Source organism: Colwellia aquaemaris (assembly GCF_057548755.1).
The window spans coordinates 439,987-456,404 of the sequence record NZ_BAAJLV010000001.1 but is presented as its reverse complement, the minus strand read 5'-3'; the positions used below and the strand labels follow the sequence as shown (position 1 = coordinate 456,404).

At 39.2% G+C, this 16,418-nt stretch carries 19 protein-coding genes; 4 read left to right on the top strand and 15 right to left on the bottom strand.

Annotated features, from left to right (window positions below):
* Positions 1–9: 9 nt before the first annotated feature.
* The 8 genes from sspA to zapE form a co-directional block, all read right to left on the bottom strand.
* Positions 10–651, bottom strand: coding sequence for a stringent starvation protein SspA (gene sspA / locus AC27HL_RS02095; RefSeq protein ID WP_487078675.1), 642 nt, complete (start codon positions 649–651; stop codon positions 10–12).
* 97 nt (positions 652–748) lie between these two features.
* Positions 749–1,447: a cytochrome c1 gene (locus tag AC27HL_RS02090; protein ID WP_487078673.1), complete on the bottom strand. Its 699-nt coding sequence runs from the start codon at positions 1,445–1,447 to the stop codon at positions 749–751.
* A complete protein-coding gene (locus AC27HL_RS02085; RefSeq protein WP_487078671.1) occupies positions 1,447–2,712 on the bottom strand; it encodes a cytochrome b in 1,266 nt (421 codons plus the stop codon). The genes AC27HL_RS02090 and AC27HL_RS02085 overlap by 1 nt, the downstream gene beginning before the upstream one ends.
* A complete protein-coding gene (gene petA / locus AC27HL_RS02080) occupies positions 2,712–3,302 on the bottom strand; it encodes a ubiquinol-cytochrome c reductase iron-sulfur subunit (RefSeq protein ID WP_487078669.1) in 591 nt (196 codons plus the stop codon). The genes AC27HL_RS02085 and petA overlap by 1 nt, the downstream gene beginning before the upstream one ends.
* A 447-nt stretch (positions 3,303–3,749) precedes the next feature.
* Positions 3,750–4,142, bottom strand: a complete 393-nt coding sequence (gene rpsI, locus AC27HL_RS02075) for a 30S ribosomal protein S9 (RefSeq protein WP_487078668.1) — start codon at positions 4,140–4,142, stop codon at positions 3,750–3,752.
* Positions 4,143–4,145: 3 nt separating this feature from the next.
* Positions 4,146–4,574 carry a 50S ribosomal protein L13 gene (gene rplM, locus AC27HL_RS02070; RefSeq protein ID WP_487078667.1) on the bottom strand — a complete coding sequence of 143 codons (429 nt, stop codon included), beginning with the start codon at positions 4,572–4,574 and terminating at the stop codon, positions 4,146–4,148.
* Positions 4,575–4,808: 234 nt separating this feature from the next.
* On the bottom strand, positions 4,809–5,777 hold the full coding sequence (locus AC27HL_RS02065) for a hypothetical protein (protein ID WP_487078666.1): 969 nt from the start codon (positions 5,775–5,777) through the stop codon (positions 4,809–4,811).
* Positions 5,778–5,816: 39 nt separating this feature from the next.
* A complete protein-coding gene (gene zapE / locus AC27HL_RS02060) occupies positions 5,817–6,932 on the bottom strand; it encodes a cell division protein ZapE (RefSeq protein ID WP_487078665.1) in 1,116 nt (371 codons plus the stop codon).
* 200 nt (positions 6,933–7,132) lie between these two features.
* On the opposite strand from zapE, the gene AC27HL_RS02055 reads away from it, so the two are divergent.
* The 3 genes from AC27HL_RS02055 (at position 7,133) to AC27HL_RS02045 (ending at position 10,266) form a co-directional block, all read left to right on the top strand.
* Positions 7,133–7,597: a Z-ring associated ZapG family protein gene (locus AC27HL_RS02055; RefSeq protein ID WP_487078664.1), complete on the top strand. Its 465-nt coding sequence runs from the start codon at positions 7,133–7,135 to the stop codon at positions 7,595–7,597.
* A 66-nt stretch (positions 7,598–7,663) separates the two neighbouring features.
* Entirely contained in the window at positions 7,664–9,019 is a 1,356-nt protein-coding gene (locus AC27HL_RS02050; protein ID WP_487078662.1) for a Do family serine endopeptidase, read from the top strand.
* Between the two features lie 188 nt (positions 9,020–9,207).
* The gene (locus AC27HL_RS02045; protein ID WP_487078660.1) at positions 9,208–10,266 is read left to right on the top strand and encodes a trypsin-like peptidase domain-containing protein; all 1,059 of its coding nucleotides are present in this window, start codon (positions 9,208–9,210) and stop codon (positions 10,264–10,266) included.
* An 87-nt stretch (positions 10,267–10,353) separates the two neighbouring features.
* Here the strand turns inward: AC27HL_RS02045 and murA are convergent, their stop codons facing one another.
* The 7 genes from murA to mlaF form a co-directional block, all read right to left on the bottom strand.
* Positions 10,354–11,616 carry a UDP-N-acetylglucosamine 1-carboxyvinyltransferase gene (gene murA, locus AC27HL_RS02040; RefSeq protein ID WP_487078658.1) on the bottom strand — a complete coding sequence of 421 codons (1,263 nt, stop codon included), beginning with the start codon at positions 11,614–11,616 and terminating at the stop codon, positions 10,354–10,356.
* A gap of 39 nt (positions 11,617–11,655) precedes the next feature.
* Positions 11,656–11,913, bottom strand: coding sequence for a BolA family protein (locus AC27HL_RS02035; RefSeq protein WP_487078656.1), 258 nt, complete (start codon positions 11,911–11,913; stop codon positions 11,656–11,658).
* A gap of 43 nt (positions 11,914–11,956) precedes the next feature.
* Positions 11,957–12,247 carry an STAS domain-containing protein gene (locus AC27HL_RS02030; RefSeq protein WP_487078655.1) on the bottom strand — a complete coding sequence of 97 codons (291 nt, stop codon included), beginning with the start codon at positions 12,245–12,247 and terminating at the stop codon, positions 11,957–11,959.
* Between the two features lie 70 nt (positions 12,248–12,317).
* Positions 12,318–12,953, bottom strand: a complete 636-nt coding sequence (locus AC27HL_RS02025) for an MlaC/ttg2D family ABC transporter substrate-binding protein (protein ID WP_487078654.1) — start codon at positions 12,951–12,953, stop codon at positions 12,318–12,320.
* A gap of 2 nt (positions 12,954–12,955) precedes the next feature.
* A complete protein-coding gene (gene mlaD / locus AC27HL_RS02020) occupies positions 12,956–13,426 on the bottom strand; it encodes an outer membrane lipid asymmetry maintenance protein MlaD (RefSeq protein WP_487078652.1) in 471 nt (156 codons plus the stop codon).
* A gap of 46 nt (positions 13,427–13,472) precedes the next feature.
* Positions 13,473–14,249: a lipid asymmetry maintenance ABC transporter permease subunit MlaE gene (mlaE, locus tag AC27HL_RS02015; RefSeq protein ID WP_487078650.1), complete on the bottom strand. Its 777-nt coding sequence runs from the start codon at positions 14,247–14,249 to the stop codon at positions 13,473–13,475.
* The gene (gene mlaF / locus AC27HL_RS02010) at positions 14,249–15,055 is read right to left on the bottom strand and encodes a phospholipid ABC transporter ATP-binding protein MlaF (RefSeq protein ID WP_487078648.1); all 807 of its coding nucleotides are present in this window, start codon (positions 15,053–15,055) and stop codon (positions 14,249–14,251) included. The genes mlaE and mlaF overlap by 1 nt, the downstream gene beginning before the upstream one ends.
* 368 nt (positions 15,056–15,423) lie before the next feature.
* Here mlaF and AC27HL_RS02005 point away from each other — a divergent pair, with 368 nt between their 5' ends.
* Positions 15,424–16,404, top strand: a complete 981-nt coding sequence (locus tag AC27HL_RS02005) for a calcium/sodium antiporter (RefSeq protein ID WP_487078646.1) — start codon at positions 15,424–15,426, stop codon at positions 16,402–16,404.
* Positions 16,405–16,418: the final 14 nt, after the last annotated feature.

The window sequence follows — 16,418 nt, the reverse complement described above, 5'->3', positions numbered from 1 at the left end:
TGAATAACTTTACACTGAGGCGCCAAAGCGTAATTCACGCTCAGCTTCAGTTAATGATGCTTGAAATGATTCACGCTCAAATAATTTAAGCATATAAGACTTCAATTCTTTTGAACCTTGGCCTTCAAGTTCAATACCCATCACAGGTAAGCGCCATAATAATGGTGCTAAATAACAATCTACCAAGCTAAACTCTTCACTCATAAAGTATGGTGCTTCGTTTAAAATCGGTGCCACACTTAATAAACTTTCTTTTAACTCTTGGCGAGCTTTAGCTGCTGCTTCAGCTGGACCGTTGTAAATAGTTTTAGCTAAGCTGTACCAGTCTTGCTCAATACGATGCATCATTAGACGGCTACGTCCACGTGACACAGGATAAACCGGCATCAATGGTGGATGAGGAAAGCGCTCATCTAAATACTCAATAATGATAGATGCTTCATAAAGCGCTAATTCACGATCGATAAGTGTTGGAACTGTTCCGTATGGATTTAGGTCTAGTAAATCCTCTGGCAAATTGGCTAAGTCAACTAAATGGATGTCAACTCCAACACCCTTCTCTGCCAACACAATGCGTGTTTGATGACTATACATATCATCTGCATGCGAATATAAAGTCATAACAGAGCGTTTGTTTGCGGCTATGGCCATAATGCCTCCAAAAAATCTTAATAAAAAAAACTAACAAAGGGGGCCAAAGCCCCCATTTAATATTTATAGCTTACACTGTTTTACAGAACATATGTAATTAGTGTACATCTCTCCAATATTCTTTCTTCAATAAGTATGAGAAGAATAGCAGGATGAATAGGAAACCAATTACCCAATAGCCCATGTTTTCACGTTCAAGCTTATTTGGTTCACCGGTGTATTCTAAAAAGTTGGTTAAATCGCGAGCGAAATTGTCATACTCTTCCGCTGTCATAGAACCACCTGTCGCTTCTGATAAATTGCCATGCTCATCCATAGTGCGAACACCTTGAAGGTTTTGCAATACGTGCGGCATACCAACATCTTTAAACACTTTATTGTTAACACCAAACGGGCGTTTTTCATCAACGTAGAATGAACGCAAGTAAGTGTATATCCAATCAGGGCTTCTAAAGCGAGCTTCTAACGTTAAGTCTGGTGGTGTGCTACCAAACCACTTAGCAGCTTCTTTTGGTGGCATAGTATTAGTAATATGATCACCAACTTTTTCGCCAGTGTACATATATTTAGCTTTACCATCTTCGTCAGAAATTCCCAAATCAGCAAAAGTACGATTATAACGTTGGTACTTCAACTGATGACAACCTAAACAGTAGTTAATGTATGACTCAAAACCACGTTTTAATGACTCTTTATCAGTTAAATCATTGTTTGCTTTGTCTAAGTCTAAGCTTGGGCCAGCGGCTATTGCCAGCATAGGTAGTGCAGCAAGAACTGCAATAATAAATTTTTTCATTATCCTGTCACCCTCTCTGGAACTGGCTTAGTTTTTTCATTTTTACTGTAAATCCACAGTGCAACAAAAAAGCCAAAGTAACCTAAACTTGCAATAGTACCAATCATGTTATTTAGTGGGTTTGCAGGTAGCGTACCTAAAACACCTAAAACAATAAAACAAATAGCGAATTGAATAAGGTTTACTGTGTGAGCAGTACAACGGTAGCGAAGTGATTTAACCGTACCACGGTCAAACCAAGGTAACATGAACAACGCAATAATAGCGCCGAACATACCAATTGCGCCTAATAACTTATCAGGAACAACACGTAGAATGGTATAGAAAGGACCAAAGTACCAAACCGGTGCAATATGCTCAGGGGTTTTCAGGCCATTTGCAGGTTCAAAGTTTGGCGCCTCAATAAAGTAACCGCCACCTTCAGGTGCAAAGAACATTACCCAACAAAAAACAATTAGGAAAATAACCACAGCAACCAAATCTTTGACTGTGTAGTATGGGTGGAACGGGATCGCATCGACAATATCGTACTTTTTAGTGTATTGCTCATGGAAAGTAAACTTACTTTGCTCTTCAGGAGGAACACTACCTTTAGGCTTCTTGATATCAGTGCCATCAGGGTTATTTGAACCCACTTCATGTAACGCTAAAATGTGCAAGAAAACCAAAACAACTAACACTAATGGTAAGGCAATAACATGTAGGGCGAAGAAACGGTTTAATGTTGCACCAGAGATAACGTAATCACCACGTATCCAAAGAGTTAAATCATCACCGATAACTGGAATAGCACCAAAAATGGAGATAATAACTTGAGCTCCCCAATAAGACATATTACCCCAAGGTAATAAGTAACCCATGAAAGCTTCAGCCATTAGTACTAAGAAAATTAGCATACCAAACAACCACAATAACTCACGAGGCTTTTGGTAAGAGCCATAAATCATGCCACGGAACATGTGCATGTAGACAACTACGAAAAATGCCGACGCACCTGTTGAATGCATATAACGCAATAACCAACCGTAGTCGACATCACGCATAATGTATTCTATAGAAGCAAAAGCGCCATCACCTGATGGTTCATAGTTCATTGTTAGCCAAACGCCAGTTAATATTTGGTTAACTAAAACAACACTGGCCAAAATACCGAATACGTACCAAAAGTTAAAGTTCTTTGGTGCAGGGTATTGTACCGCGTGCTTGTTCATTGCATCCATTAAAGGTAGACGCTGTTCAATCCAAGCCATTAAGTTAGAAAACATTATGCCTCTCCTTCAGCTACACCAATTAACAAGGTGTCATCGTTAGGGAATGAATGATCTGGAACCATTAGGTTTGTTGGTGCCGGTACACCTTGGAATACACGACCAGCCATATCAAACTTAGAGCCATGACAAGGACAGAAGAAGCCATTTTTCACACCTTCAACGTGTTGTTCAAAATCACCTTTATGATATGTAGGAGCACAGCCTAAGTGAGTACATACACCTAATGCCACCATATATTCAGGCTTAATTGAACGGTATGCGTTTGTTGCATACACAGGTTGTTGTGGAACTTCAGAGTTAGGATCTCTTAGCTCATCATCATGTGCACTTAAATTAGCAAGAACTTCTTCAGTTCTACGCACAACATATACTGGCTTACCGCGCCACTCAGCACGAATTAATTGACCAGGCTCTATTTTACTTACATTGACTTCAACCGGTGCACCAGCAGCTTTCGCTCGCGCACTTGGGTTCCAAGATCCAATGAAAGGCACAGCCACACCGACAACACCAACACCACCAACTACCGAAGTAGCCGCGGTTAAAAAGCGTCGACGGCCGTTGTTAACGGGCGCATTGCTCATTCAAACTCTCCAATTATTATCTAGCTAAAACAACAACACATAAGCAGAAAAACTGCTTAGCTAATGTGCTGATTGCTGATTGACTAAATCAACGACAAAAAAATTGCTCTGATGATAAAGAAAAGCCCTGTTTTTTACAAGGCAATTCCCCATTTCAGCGCGTGATTATGCAAATAAAAGTCAATTAGTAATCAACACAACCTGTAAATAAAAACCATTCGCATTTGTGCGTTTTGTTGTTGTGTTTGTTGAAAAAAAATTTTGGTAAAAGATCTAAAATAGCTGACGCTTTAACGTCTAAAAATCATCTTGCTGTGCAAAATCGAAATTTGATATTTACCAGCGTAAATTTTAAAGGGCGGGGATGGAAGTACTTATGATGTTAATCAAATTTTAGCAATAAAAAAACCGGCAATAGCCGGTTTTTGAAATCGTATAACGTAAATATTAACGTTTTGAGAATTGTGGACGTTTACGTGCTTTATGTAAACCAACTTTCTTACGTTCAACTTTACGAGCATCACGAGTAACGAAACCTGCTTGACGTAGAGGGCTACGTAAAGTTTCATCAAACTCCATTAATGCACGAGTAATACCGTGACGAATTGCACCAGCTTGACCAGAAATACCACCACCAACAACAGTGATGTTAAAGTCAAACTTTTCTAGCATTTCTAAAAGTTCTAATGGTTGACGAACTACCATACGAGCAGTTTCGCGACCGAAGTATACAGAAATGTCACGCTTGTTAATTGTGATTGCACCGTTACCAGCTTTCATGAACACACGAGCAGTTGAGCTCTTGCGACGACCAGTACCGTAATATTGATTATCAGCCATTGCTTAAAGCTCCAAAAGTTGTGGTTGTTGTGCTGTATGCTTGTGTTCAGTACCCGCATAAACTTTAAGTTTACGGAACATTTCACGACCTAAAGGACCTTTAGGTAACATACCCTTAACTGCAAATTCAATTGCACGCTCTGGCGCTTTTTCAATTAGCTTTTCAAAGCTAATTTGCTTAAGACCGCCAACAAATTCTGTATGCGAGTAGTAAATTTTACCTTTCGCTTTGTTACCAGTAACTTTTACTTTCTCAGCATTGATAACAACGATGTAATCGCCTGTATCTACGTGAGGAGTGTATTCTGGCTTATGCTTACCGCGTAAACGGCTTGCAATTTCAGTAGCGATACGACCTAAAGTTTTATCTTCGGCGTCCACTAAGAACCATTCGCGTTGTACGCTTTCTGGTTTAGCTACAAAAGTTTTCATTAAAAAACCCAATTATATAAATGTTACTTAAATAATAACCTAAGAATTCCTTAAGTTATCCGTTATAAAGACTACGCAATTGCCCCTTCGAGCATCGAGTCCCTTGCAAATTCTCTGGAAAAAGAACATGCATTTGTAACGTAGGGAGCGCGGATTATACAGAAGAAGTTATTAAAGATCACGCCTATTTTTTAATCTTTTTCGAACAAAGTAGCGAAACCATCTCTAACGTCACTAAATATTATCAAGTTGTTGTTTTAGTCTTGCTTTATCAGCTTCTAGTCCTGCACGTTGCAATTCGATATAGCTATCCATATGCCGCTCAATCTTTTGATGCACTTTAGGGTATTTTTCTTCAATACGTTGCAACGCCGAAATAGTGCTTTGTGCATAAGCCTGCCACAGCCAAGTTTCCGCTTGAGTTAAATACGCAGCCAGCCAAGGAGATTTTGGTAATTTTTTATTTGTAGCTAATTCACGTGCTTTAGCAACCTCTGCCACTAACAAATTTTTATAATCTTGGCTTGTAGTAACTTTAGCTAAAGCAGCAAAGGAGTTTTTGTCATCATTTATCATTGCATATATTTGCGCATCAACTAGATGACTAAATTGCTGCTGGCGAGCTAAATATGCTGGCAACAAATATTTATTTAATATTCGCATGGCATGTATATTATCTTGCCATTGCTCATTTCTTAAGTTGCCAGTATGACGCCACGGCAACATCGCAGCATGATCCACCGGGAAGTTTTCTGACATTTCCTCTGCATCTATACAAAACTCTGGGTTTATTTCAGGGTAATGTTTTTGGATAACCTTTAGACGGTAAATATAACCATAACGGTACGCTGAGCTGTATATTTTATAATGCAGCTTAGCCATATCTGCTAATGCAGCTTTCTCGTCTTCAGTAATTAACTCGCCATTTAAAATCGCTTGGTCAATAATTTTGTCATGTACCAAAGTAAAGCTTGCGGCAATCTCGTGGTTTATTTCAGTAAAATCATCAGTACACGCAGCTTGAAACAATTGTGCTCGCCAACTTAAATGCTCAGAATTCCACATACTAATGACGGCGCCACGCATGTACTTATTGGAAAGAGTCATGGCCTGAACAAACGGGTTCGAGCTAGCAAAAGCTGTTTGCGAGACAAAAACAGCACTAAACAGCAGTATCAACAGCTGAGCTGATTTTCTTTTCATAAATAAAATCCTTTTTTAAATTCAAAGCAAGTCAGTGCTTTAAGGTAAGTGCTCACTTGCAAGATAATCGTGAGATTGCATTTCAAGTAATCGGCTCAAACAACGCTTAAATTCAAACATTAAGCGGCCATCGATATATAAGTCTTCAAGTGCCACTTCCGCAGACATAATTAATTTAACATTGCGTTCGTAAAATTCGTCAACAAGGGCAATAAAACGTCGTGCAGCATCGTCATGTTCGGCATTCATTTGCGTCACATTCGCCATTAACACCGTATGATACAAACGGCTTAACTCCATATAGTCACTTTGACTTCTGGCCGACTCACAAAGTGTTGAAAATTCAAAATGAACGACACCATCTGATTCTTGTATCGTCGTTAGTTGTCGATTATTCACTTCAATAACTTTATTTTTCGTGCCTGCTTCTACTGATAATTGTTTAAAATAATGGGTTAAATTCTCGTCGGCTTGTGGGTCAAGCGGATAATGAAATATCTCTGCTTGTTCAAGGGTACGTAAGCGATAATCAATACCGCTATCAACATTAACAATATCGCAATGTTGATTAATCAACTTTATCGCCGGTAAAAATCGTTCACGCTGCAAACCATTGCGATACAGTTCATCAGGAATAATATTCGATGTTGCAACTAAGGTAACATTGTGGGCAAAAAGCTCCTCAAATAATGTGCCTAAGATCATGGCATCGGTGATATCAGAAACGAAAAATTCATCAAAGCAAATAATACAGGTTTCTTCAGCGAAACGTTTAGCAATAATCTTTAGTGGATCCGACTGTCCATGCAAACTCTTGAGCTCTTCATGAACGCGGTGCATAAAACGATGAAAATGCACTCGCATTTTATTTTCAAATGGTAAACAATCGTAGAAGGTGTCAACAAGGTACGTCTTACCACGACCTACTCCCCCCCAAAAATACAAACCTGTGATGGTCTTACGTTCAGATTTTGCTACCACTCGCTTCCAGCGATTGAGTACTTTCTTAAATCCTGTAACGGGTAAAGGTTTGCTTTTCAGATCGTCATATAGCCTTTGTAAATTTTTAACCGCATTTTCTTGCGCGGCATCAAAGAGAAAATCATCTCGAGTTAAATCTTGGGTATACTTATCAAAAGGGGATAATTTAATCATTTAATAACCGTTTAGTTAGCAACTTATTGTGTTTTCTTCATACGTTTGCACAAACTTCGCTTGAAAAATAGTTTTTTGCAAATATATTCACTAGGTATGTAGCGTGAAGCGCGTTATATTGAATTATACCAAGTTGAATAATTGGTATTAAAGGTTATTTTCTCTAATTTTCTCCATGAATACAATGAAGGTAAAGAAATATGAATGTTGTTTTAGGATTAGGAATATTTATCGTTGGTGCAATCGTCGGGTTTATTGCCAACAAAACGCTTTTCGCATCATCTCAAGAAACTAAAAAGTTAGCTGAAAAAGCCAGCCAACGCGAATCTGAATTGGCACAATATAAGCTTGATGTTGCAGAGCACCTTGATAGTTCTGCAAAATTGCTAGAGCAGATGAATAACACTTGTCAAACTGCAATGGCACAAATGGCACAAAGCACACAGTTGCTGCAACAAGCAACACCGGAAAATATTGAAAGCATGCCTTTTTTCTCTAAAGAAACACAAGAACAGTTAGCGCAAACGGTCAGTTTGCGACATAACAAGCAAGAGCGTAAAAGCGACGAAACCATTTCAGAGCCACCTTTAGATTATTCTGGCGCGCCAAGTGGTTTGTTTGATGATAAGAAACAAAGTGTTACAAATACCGAAACAAATAGTTAGGAACTAATTTTTTTATTATATGTCTTCACTTGAGTATAAATATTTTAGTTAGGAGTTTTCTGTTATATGAGAAATTTATCAGTTTTAGTTAATAGCGTCTTACTTTCCAGCACTATTGCGATGGCAAGTCTTCCAGTGCAAGCAGCATTACCTCATGCAGTTAATGGCCAAAGTATGCCAAGCTTGGCACCTATGCTTGAAAGTGTAACTCCAGGCGTTGTCTTAATTTCTGTTCGTGGCACCCACGAAGTAAAGCAACGAGTACCAGACGCGTTTAAATTCTTCTTTGGCAACCCACGCCAAGGCCAAGAGCAAGAGCGCCAATTCCGTGGTTTAGGCTCAGGGGTTATTATCAATGCTGACGAAGGCTATATTGTTACCAATAGCCATGTAGTAAATGATGCTGATGAAATTCAAATAACACTTAAAGATGGTCGTCAATTAGAAGCCAAAAAAATAGGCGGCGACGAAGCGAGTGATATTGCACTACTGCAAATAGAAGCAGATGATTTAGTCGAAGTAAAAATTGCTGATTCTGATAAGTTGCGCGTTGGTGACTTTACAGTCGCAATTGGCAGCCCTTTTGGCTTAGGGCAAACGGTAACTTCTGGTATCGTTAGCGCTTTAGGTCGCAGCGGTTTAAATGTAGAAAACTATGAAGACTTTATTCAAACAGATGCCGCCATAAATAGTGGCAACTCTGGTGGCGCTCTAATTAATTTACGAGGCGAGTTGATCGGTATTAACACTGCAATATTGGGCCCTAACGGTGGCAATGTCGGTATAGGTTTCGCTATTCCAAGTAATATGGTGCAAAATTTGGTCAACCAAATTATTGAGTTTGGTGAAGTTCGTCGTGGCGTACTTGGCGTTGCCGGGCGAAGTGTCACCAGCGAAATTGCAAAAGCAATGGAGCTTGATATTAACCAAGGTGGTTTTGTTGAACAAGTTACGCCTGATTCTGCCGCCGATGAAGCGGGTATTCGAGCAGGAGATGTGATCATTAAAGTTAATGGTAAAATGATCAAAAGCTTTAATGAACTAAGAGGTAAAATTGGTTCAATAGGCGCTGGAAAAACTGTGCAAATCACGGTAATAAGAAAAGACGGTAAGGAAAAAGAGTTTGACGTTACCTTGAAAAAGTCTGAATCGACTAACATTGAAGCGGCAAGTTTACATCGTATGCTTGATGGCGCAGAATTAGAGAACAATAGTCAGGGCAATGGCATTTCAGTTGTCGACATTGCTGAAAACAGTCCTGCCGCTGCCGTAGGTTTACGTAAAGGTGATGTTATCAATGGCATTAACCGTCAACGTATCAACAACATTGGTGAACTGCGTAGTTACCTTAATGAGCATAAAGGTGTATTTGCTTTAAACGTTGTTCGTAATAATTCATCATTATTCTTAATGATCCGCTAATTACCTATCACTTTAAGCGCTAGAATGCTTAACCTTAAAAGCCTATCAGATTGATAGGCTTTTTTATTTTCCCAAAGAATTTTCGTCATTTCTTTTATTGAGTGGTAACCAATGAGGTAAGACAACACTTTATCCGCGTTAAGGGATTATGTTAGTCTAGAAAAAACCATCTAATAAAAATAAACCTGTTGAAAGTCTTTAATGCTCTGAAATTTGTTATTCGCTCCGCTAGTTACGGCGTTATGTTCGCGGTTGTGTTACTGCTACTAGTACCAGAATTACGCAACGACAGTTTGTCTTTATGGCAAGTATTTAATAAAACTGAACCACAAAAAAAACCTTTATCTTATGCTAACGCAGTAAGACTAGCCGGCCCTGCGGTGGTAAATATTTACTCTGAAGATATTCAAACTAACAGTAACTATACCCGACAACCACGCAGAACGACGCGTTTAGGTAGTGGTGTTATCATGCATGAGCAAGGTTATATATTAACCAATTATCATGTTGTACAAAGTGCCGACTTAATTGTTGTAGTACTGCAACGAGGTCAAGAATTACATGCCGAGCTGATAGGTTACGACGAGATTACTGACTTAGCTGTGCTAAAAGTACAAGCAAATAATTTACCTGTTATACCTCAAAATCAGGCATTGCAATCGCAAGTCGGCGATGTGGTGCTAGCGATAGGTAACCCACTTAATTTAGGACAAACCGTTACTCAAGGTATTATCAGTGCCACAGGGCAAAGTGGCCTCAGTAGTAGTTATTTGCAATTTCTTCAGATGGACGCCGCGATTAATAATGGTAATTCAGGGGGTGCCCTGATCAATTCAAATGGTCAACTTGTCGGTATTAATTCACGAAACTTTACTCGAGGCGATTCTGGTTTAAGCATTCAAGGAATATTTTTTGCTGTGCCCTATGAACTGGCTCATAAAGTCATGCTAAAAATCATTGAAAATGGTCGAGTAGTACGCGGCTGGTTAGGGGTTGATGCCAGAGACAATGTTTCAAACTTTAAAGGCTTTATTATTGATGCTGTAACACCAAATAGCCCAGCTATGATAGCAGGATTACAAGCAGGTGATGTGGTATATCAAATTAATGATATCCAACTTCGCAATGTAAAGCATGGGCTAGATATTGTTGCTGAAGCATCACCTGGAAGTATATTAAACTTCATCATTTCTCGCGGTGGCCAACAATTCTCGCTTCCAGTAACCATTGCTGAGGTCACTAAATAGTTTGAATTCAGCCAGTTTCAAATTAGCGGAATTAAAATAACAAAAAGCCCAGCATTCGCTGGGCTTTTTGTTATTACTTATCCGAAATTAACTGGCCTTGATGCGGGTAATATTTGCCCCCAGTGCCTGTAACTTATCTTCAATTTTTTGGTAACCACGGTCAATATGATAAATTCTATCAACTTGTGTTTCAGTTGTAGCAACTAAGCCTGCAATCACTAAGCTGGCAGAAGCACGTAAATCCGTCGCCATCACCTGTGCACCATTGAGTTGCTCAACACCTGTACTGATTGCCGTATTGCCCTCTAAGCTAATATTAGCGCCCATTCGTTGTAACTCAGGTACATGCATAAAACGGTTTTCGAAAATCGTTTCTGTCGTGGTTGCTGTGCCTTCTGCAATAGCATTAAGAGCCACAAACTGTGCCTGCATATCTGTTGGAAATGCCGGATGCGGTGCAGTACGAATATTGACAGCTTTCGGCTTAGATAACATTTCCAGTTCAATCCAGTCGTCACCACAGGTAATTTCAGCACCAGATTCTTGCAGCTTACTCAAGACAGCTTCTAGCGCTTTAGGATCAGTATTTAAGCATTTTACTTTACCTTGCGTAACTGCTGCAGCAACAAGAAATGTGCCCGTTTCGATGCGATCTGGCATGACGGAGTACTGCTTGCCTAATAACTGTTCAACCCCTTCAATAGTTAAGGTATCTGTACCAGCACCAGAAACTTTCGCGCCCATTGCATTTAAACAATTTGCTAAATCAACAATCTCAGGCTCACGAGCAGCATTTTCAATAATTGTAACACCTTCAGCAAGAGCAGCTGCCATCATTAAATTTTCCGTGCCTGTGACACTCACGGTATCCATAAAGATGGTTGCCCCCTGCAAGCGACCATTATTGCGTGCAATGATATAACCATTTTCAACGTCAATATCAGCGCCCATCAGCTTCAAGCCATGGATGTGCAAGTTAACAGGACGTGCACCAATTGCACAACCGCCAGGCAGCGAGACTTCAGCATGACCAAATCGAGCCAGTAGTGGCCCTAAAACTAATATTGAAGCACGCATAGTTTTAACTAGTTCATATGATGCTCGACAATGGTCAATATTGCTGGCATCAATGGTTAAGCTGTCATCATTTAACCATTGCGTTTTTGCACCAAATTGCGTCAATAATTTAAGCGTCGTTTCAATATCATTAAGCTTAGGAACATTGGAAAAGGTGATGGGAGTTTCCGAAAGTAAGGCTGCCATTAAAATAGGCAGTGCAGCGTTTTTCGCCCCTGAGATGGTAACTTCGCCTTGCAGTGGTTGTCCACCAATAATTTTAAATGCGTCCAATAGTATATTCTTTTCTGTCAGTTTTTATTAAAAGGAAAATTAAAGTGGTAAATTAAACATTTTTTCACGTTGCCAATCAGCTGTTGTGAAAGTTTTAATGGATACTGCGTGTATGGTGCCTTCGTTAATTGCTTGAGCTAATGGCGCATAAATTGTTTGCTGCTTTTTTACTCGACTTAACTCGCCTAAAAAATCTGCAACGGCAATAACTTTACATTGCGAACCATCAAAGGCTACATGAATTTCATCTAACTCAATCGCATCAGTAATAAGTTTTTCTATATCTTTTATTTCCACTTCTTGCTCCAAATAGCGTTTAGGCTCATTAATTTAAATTCGCCTATTCTATAGGTAATAGGGTATCAACTGCACTTAGTTTTGCCAATTTCAATAAATCTTCAGGTAAATTAGCTAAGTTCATTTGACAAGCATTCTTGCCAGCAAGCTCAACCAACATTAATAACCATGCAAGACCGGCAGTATCAATTTGACTAACATTAGCCAAGTCAATGGTGACTTTTGTGTCATTGACAATTTTGCGATATTTTTTATCGAAATTTCGCGTAATTGTAGCACGAGTCAACGCGCCACTGATAACCACTTTATGCTCTAGTTGCTGTACATTTATCATATCAACCTACTGATAACGTCATTTTAATACGCTATTTTAATTTCACTCTATAAATAATGCTTTAAGCGATTTACTTAAAAACGATATTCTTGGCACTTTTCTCTTTCAGCATAGCGGTAACATGTGGCAAACCTTTTTGACGAATTAAACTGCTTAACTCTGCCTGTTTGCTATCAAGTAAACTAATGCCTTCAGCCACCATATCGTAGGCTTTCCACTCTCCGGTTTTCTTGTGTTTACGCACTCTAAAAGAAATATTGATCGGTTCGCGCCCTGGTTCAATAACCCTAGTATCTACGGAAACAACACGTTCTTTAGCGAAATTTTTTGCCGGTGAAAATTCTACCTTTTGATTGTTATATAAGGTGAAAACTTGCGCATAAGAAGTGATCAAATAATCTCGAAATGCTGGTACGAATTTAGCGCGATCTGCCTTGTTTGTTTTCTTAAAATTACTGCCAATCACTTTATATGCTGCATATTGATAATTTACATACGGCATTAACTCTTCACTAACAATGTTCTTTAATAAATTAGGATCTTTTCGAATTTCGCTTTGTTCATTGGCAAAACGCTTAAAAGTTATATCAGCAACCGTTTTTATCATTTGATAAGGGTCTTTTTTATCAACCTCAGCATTAGCCACGGCTGACAAACCTAACAATGTAATACAAAACGCTATTTTCTTAACAAGATGCTTCATCATAATTAGTCATCGCTCCCTTGGCTAAATAAAAACTGGCCGATTAATTCCTCTAATACCAACGCTGGTTTAGTATCTTCAATAAAATCACCTGGCTGCAAAGTATCTACCGAATCATCAATAAAACCTGGCAACAAACCAACGTACTGCTCACCTAATAATCCGGCAGTTAAAATAGATACCGAAGTCGCTTCAGAAAAGCCATCATACTCAGTGTAAATATCTAATGTTACCACTGGCGTATAATCTTCCGGATCGAGTGATATATCACTTACTCGTCCAACGACAACACCACCAACTTTGATAGGCGAACGAACTTTTAAACCACCAATATTATCAAACTTAGCATAGAGCTGATATGTTGTACCATTGCCTGAAATACCACTGTCAGCAACTTTTAGCGCTAACATCAACAAAGCCGCAATACCTATTGCTGCAAATAAACCAACCAATAACTCTACTTTTTTCGACACCATGTCTTCCACCAAATTCAATAAATATTCAACTAAATAACAGCACGCACTAGTTTGCGAACATTAACGCTGTTAAAACAAAATCTAAACCCAATACCAATAGCGATGACTGTACAACCGTTGACGTTGTTGCTCGGCTAATTCCTTCCGAGGTAGGCTCACAGGCATAACCTTTGTAAACGGCAATCCAAGTAACGACAAAGGCAAATACTAAACTCTTAATAACACCATTCATGATGTCTTTTTCAAAAGAAACTTGTGCTTGCATTACCGACCAAAACGTACCGCTGTCAACGCCAAGCCAATCAACGCCAACCAAATGCGCACCGAGTATGCCAATAGCAGAAAATATAGCGGCAAGTAGCGGTAAGCTAATAAACCCTGCCCAAAATCGTGGTGCAACCACGCGTCGGAGTGGGTCTACCGCCATCATTTCTAAACTGGAAAGTTGCTCTGTTGCTTTCATCAAGCCAATTTCAGCCGTTAATGCTGAACCCGCTCGACCCGCAAACAATAGCGCAGCAACCACAGGACCTAATTCACGCAATAATGATAGCGCAACCATGGGCCCTAAACTTGCTTCAGCGCCATAGCCAACTAAAATAGTATAGCCTTGCAATGCCAGTACCATACCGATAAATAAGCCAGACACTAAAATAATAATTAGTGATAATACCCCTACCGAATACAACTGGTTCATTAAAAGTGGAAAACCCTTGCGCGGGTTTGGCATATGAAACAAAGCAGACGCTAACATCAATAATGCTCGACCTAATCCTGAAACTAGGTTGATGATCGTACCACCTAAATTTTGCAATGCTGTCACTACTTGTCACCTCGGCCAATAAGTTCATCGCGATATGATGCTGCTGGAAAATGAAACGGCACAGGGCCGTCGGCCTCACCTTTAACAAATTGTTGTACTAACGGAGACGTTTGCTTATGAATTTGCTCTGGCGTACCTTGGCCAATAATTTTTTGCTCAGCAATTATATAAATGTAATCTGCAATACTCATGACTTCGGGAACATCGTGAGAAACCACAACTGATGTTAAACCTAGTGCTTGTCCAAGTTCACGAATTAAGCGAACAATCACCCCCATTGAAATAGGATCTTGGCCAGCAAAAGGCTCATCATATAATATTAACTCCGGATCTAATGCTATTGCTCGGGCTAATGCAGCTCTACGCGCCATACCACCAGAAAGTTCACTTGGGCGTAATTCTCTGGCGCCACGTAAACCAACCGCTTCTAACTTCATTAAGACCATTTTCTCAATTAAATCTTCAGACAGTTCAGTATGTTCACGCATTGGAAAAGCAATGTTGTCGTACACACTCATATCGGTAAAAAGCGCACCGCTTTGAAAAAGCATACTCATACGTTTACGAACATCATATAAGGCATTACGGGATAGCTTAGGGATATCATGACCATCAAACAAAATTTGCCCTGACTCTGGTTTGATTTGGCCACCAATGAGACGTAACAAAGTTGTTTTACCAATACCGCTAGGGCCCATAATGGCGGTAACTTTACCTTTAGGGATAGATAAACTAATGCCATCATAAATGACACGCTCATCACGTTTAAAGGTCATATCTTTAATATCAACTAAAATTTCGGACATATATTGGGGGCTAACGTCTTGGCTTATTATTGTCTTATTGGAAAGAATTCTACCTTAGGGTTAGATGGCAGTCATTACAAATTCACAAATATTTGGTACTAAAAGCGTATGTAAATGTAATAAAGTGTAAGATTGACTTTGCTGTTGCTTATTTTCGTGCTTAAGTAGATTTATCAATAAAATGCTGAATGCATCTGCCAAAAATTTTAGAAAAAGTTTATAATGATCTTTGCCCGACAAACTTGTTGGCAAAATCAGCAGTTATGAGTATTAGTAGGGTGTCATCAAATTCCAACATTGGTTTATAATTCCTCTTTATTTCATTATTCGCACAAAATTGTAAATTACCTAGCCAACAGGAGCTTTGAATGTTCGTCCAAATTTTGATCTTATTGCTTTCACTAATCACTTTAGTGTGGAGTGCAGACAAATTTGTATTTGGTGCCTCATCATTAGCACGAAATTATGGCATTTCTCCTATGATCATTGGTTTAACTATTGTCGCCATGGGCTCGTCAGCGCCTGAAATGATGATTGCTGGAACGGCCTCTTTTCAAGGTAACCCTGATACAGCGGTCGGTAATGCTATAGGTTCAAACATTACCAATATCGCATTGGTACTAGGTTTAACGGCTTTATTTCATCCCTTATCAGTTTCCTCTTCAACCATTAAACGAGAAATCCCATTAATTTTACTGATCACCGCAATCGCAACTTATATGTTGGCAAATAGTAATTTTAGCTTTATTGAAGGCTTAATATTAATTATCGGTTTTGTGTCGTATCTAGCAATCTTATTAATGGTGACATTAAAGCGCGCTAAGCAAAACCCAATTGATGACAAAATGGTGCTAGAAGCTGAACAAGAAGTGCCTGAGGCGGTAAGTAAACCAAGATCATTTTTCTGGTTAATATTTGGCATGATATTTCTGCCTCTTAGCGCCAATTATTTGGTTGACTCTTCAATCTTTATTGCCAAAGCTTTCGGTATAAGCGATTTAGTCATTGGTTTAACGGTAATAGCTGTTGGCACAAGTTTGCCTGAGCTTGCCGCCAGTATTATGAGTATAATTAAAAAAGAAGATGACTTAGCTTTAGGTAATATCATTGGCTCAAATATCTTTAATATTCTCGCAGTACTATCATTGGCTGGATTAATTTCTCCTGGCGCTATTGATCAAGCAGCAGCATCTCGCGATGCACCTTATATGCTTGCCACAACCTTTTTGTTGTTTATTCTCTGTTTTAGCCGCAGTGGTAAGTTTCGCATCACACGCGCAAAAGGTTTACTATTATTAGCGGTATTTATTGGTTATCAAATTTTACTTTTTAGTCAGCTTAAAGCATAACTTGCGGTTTATAA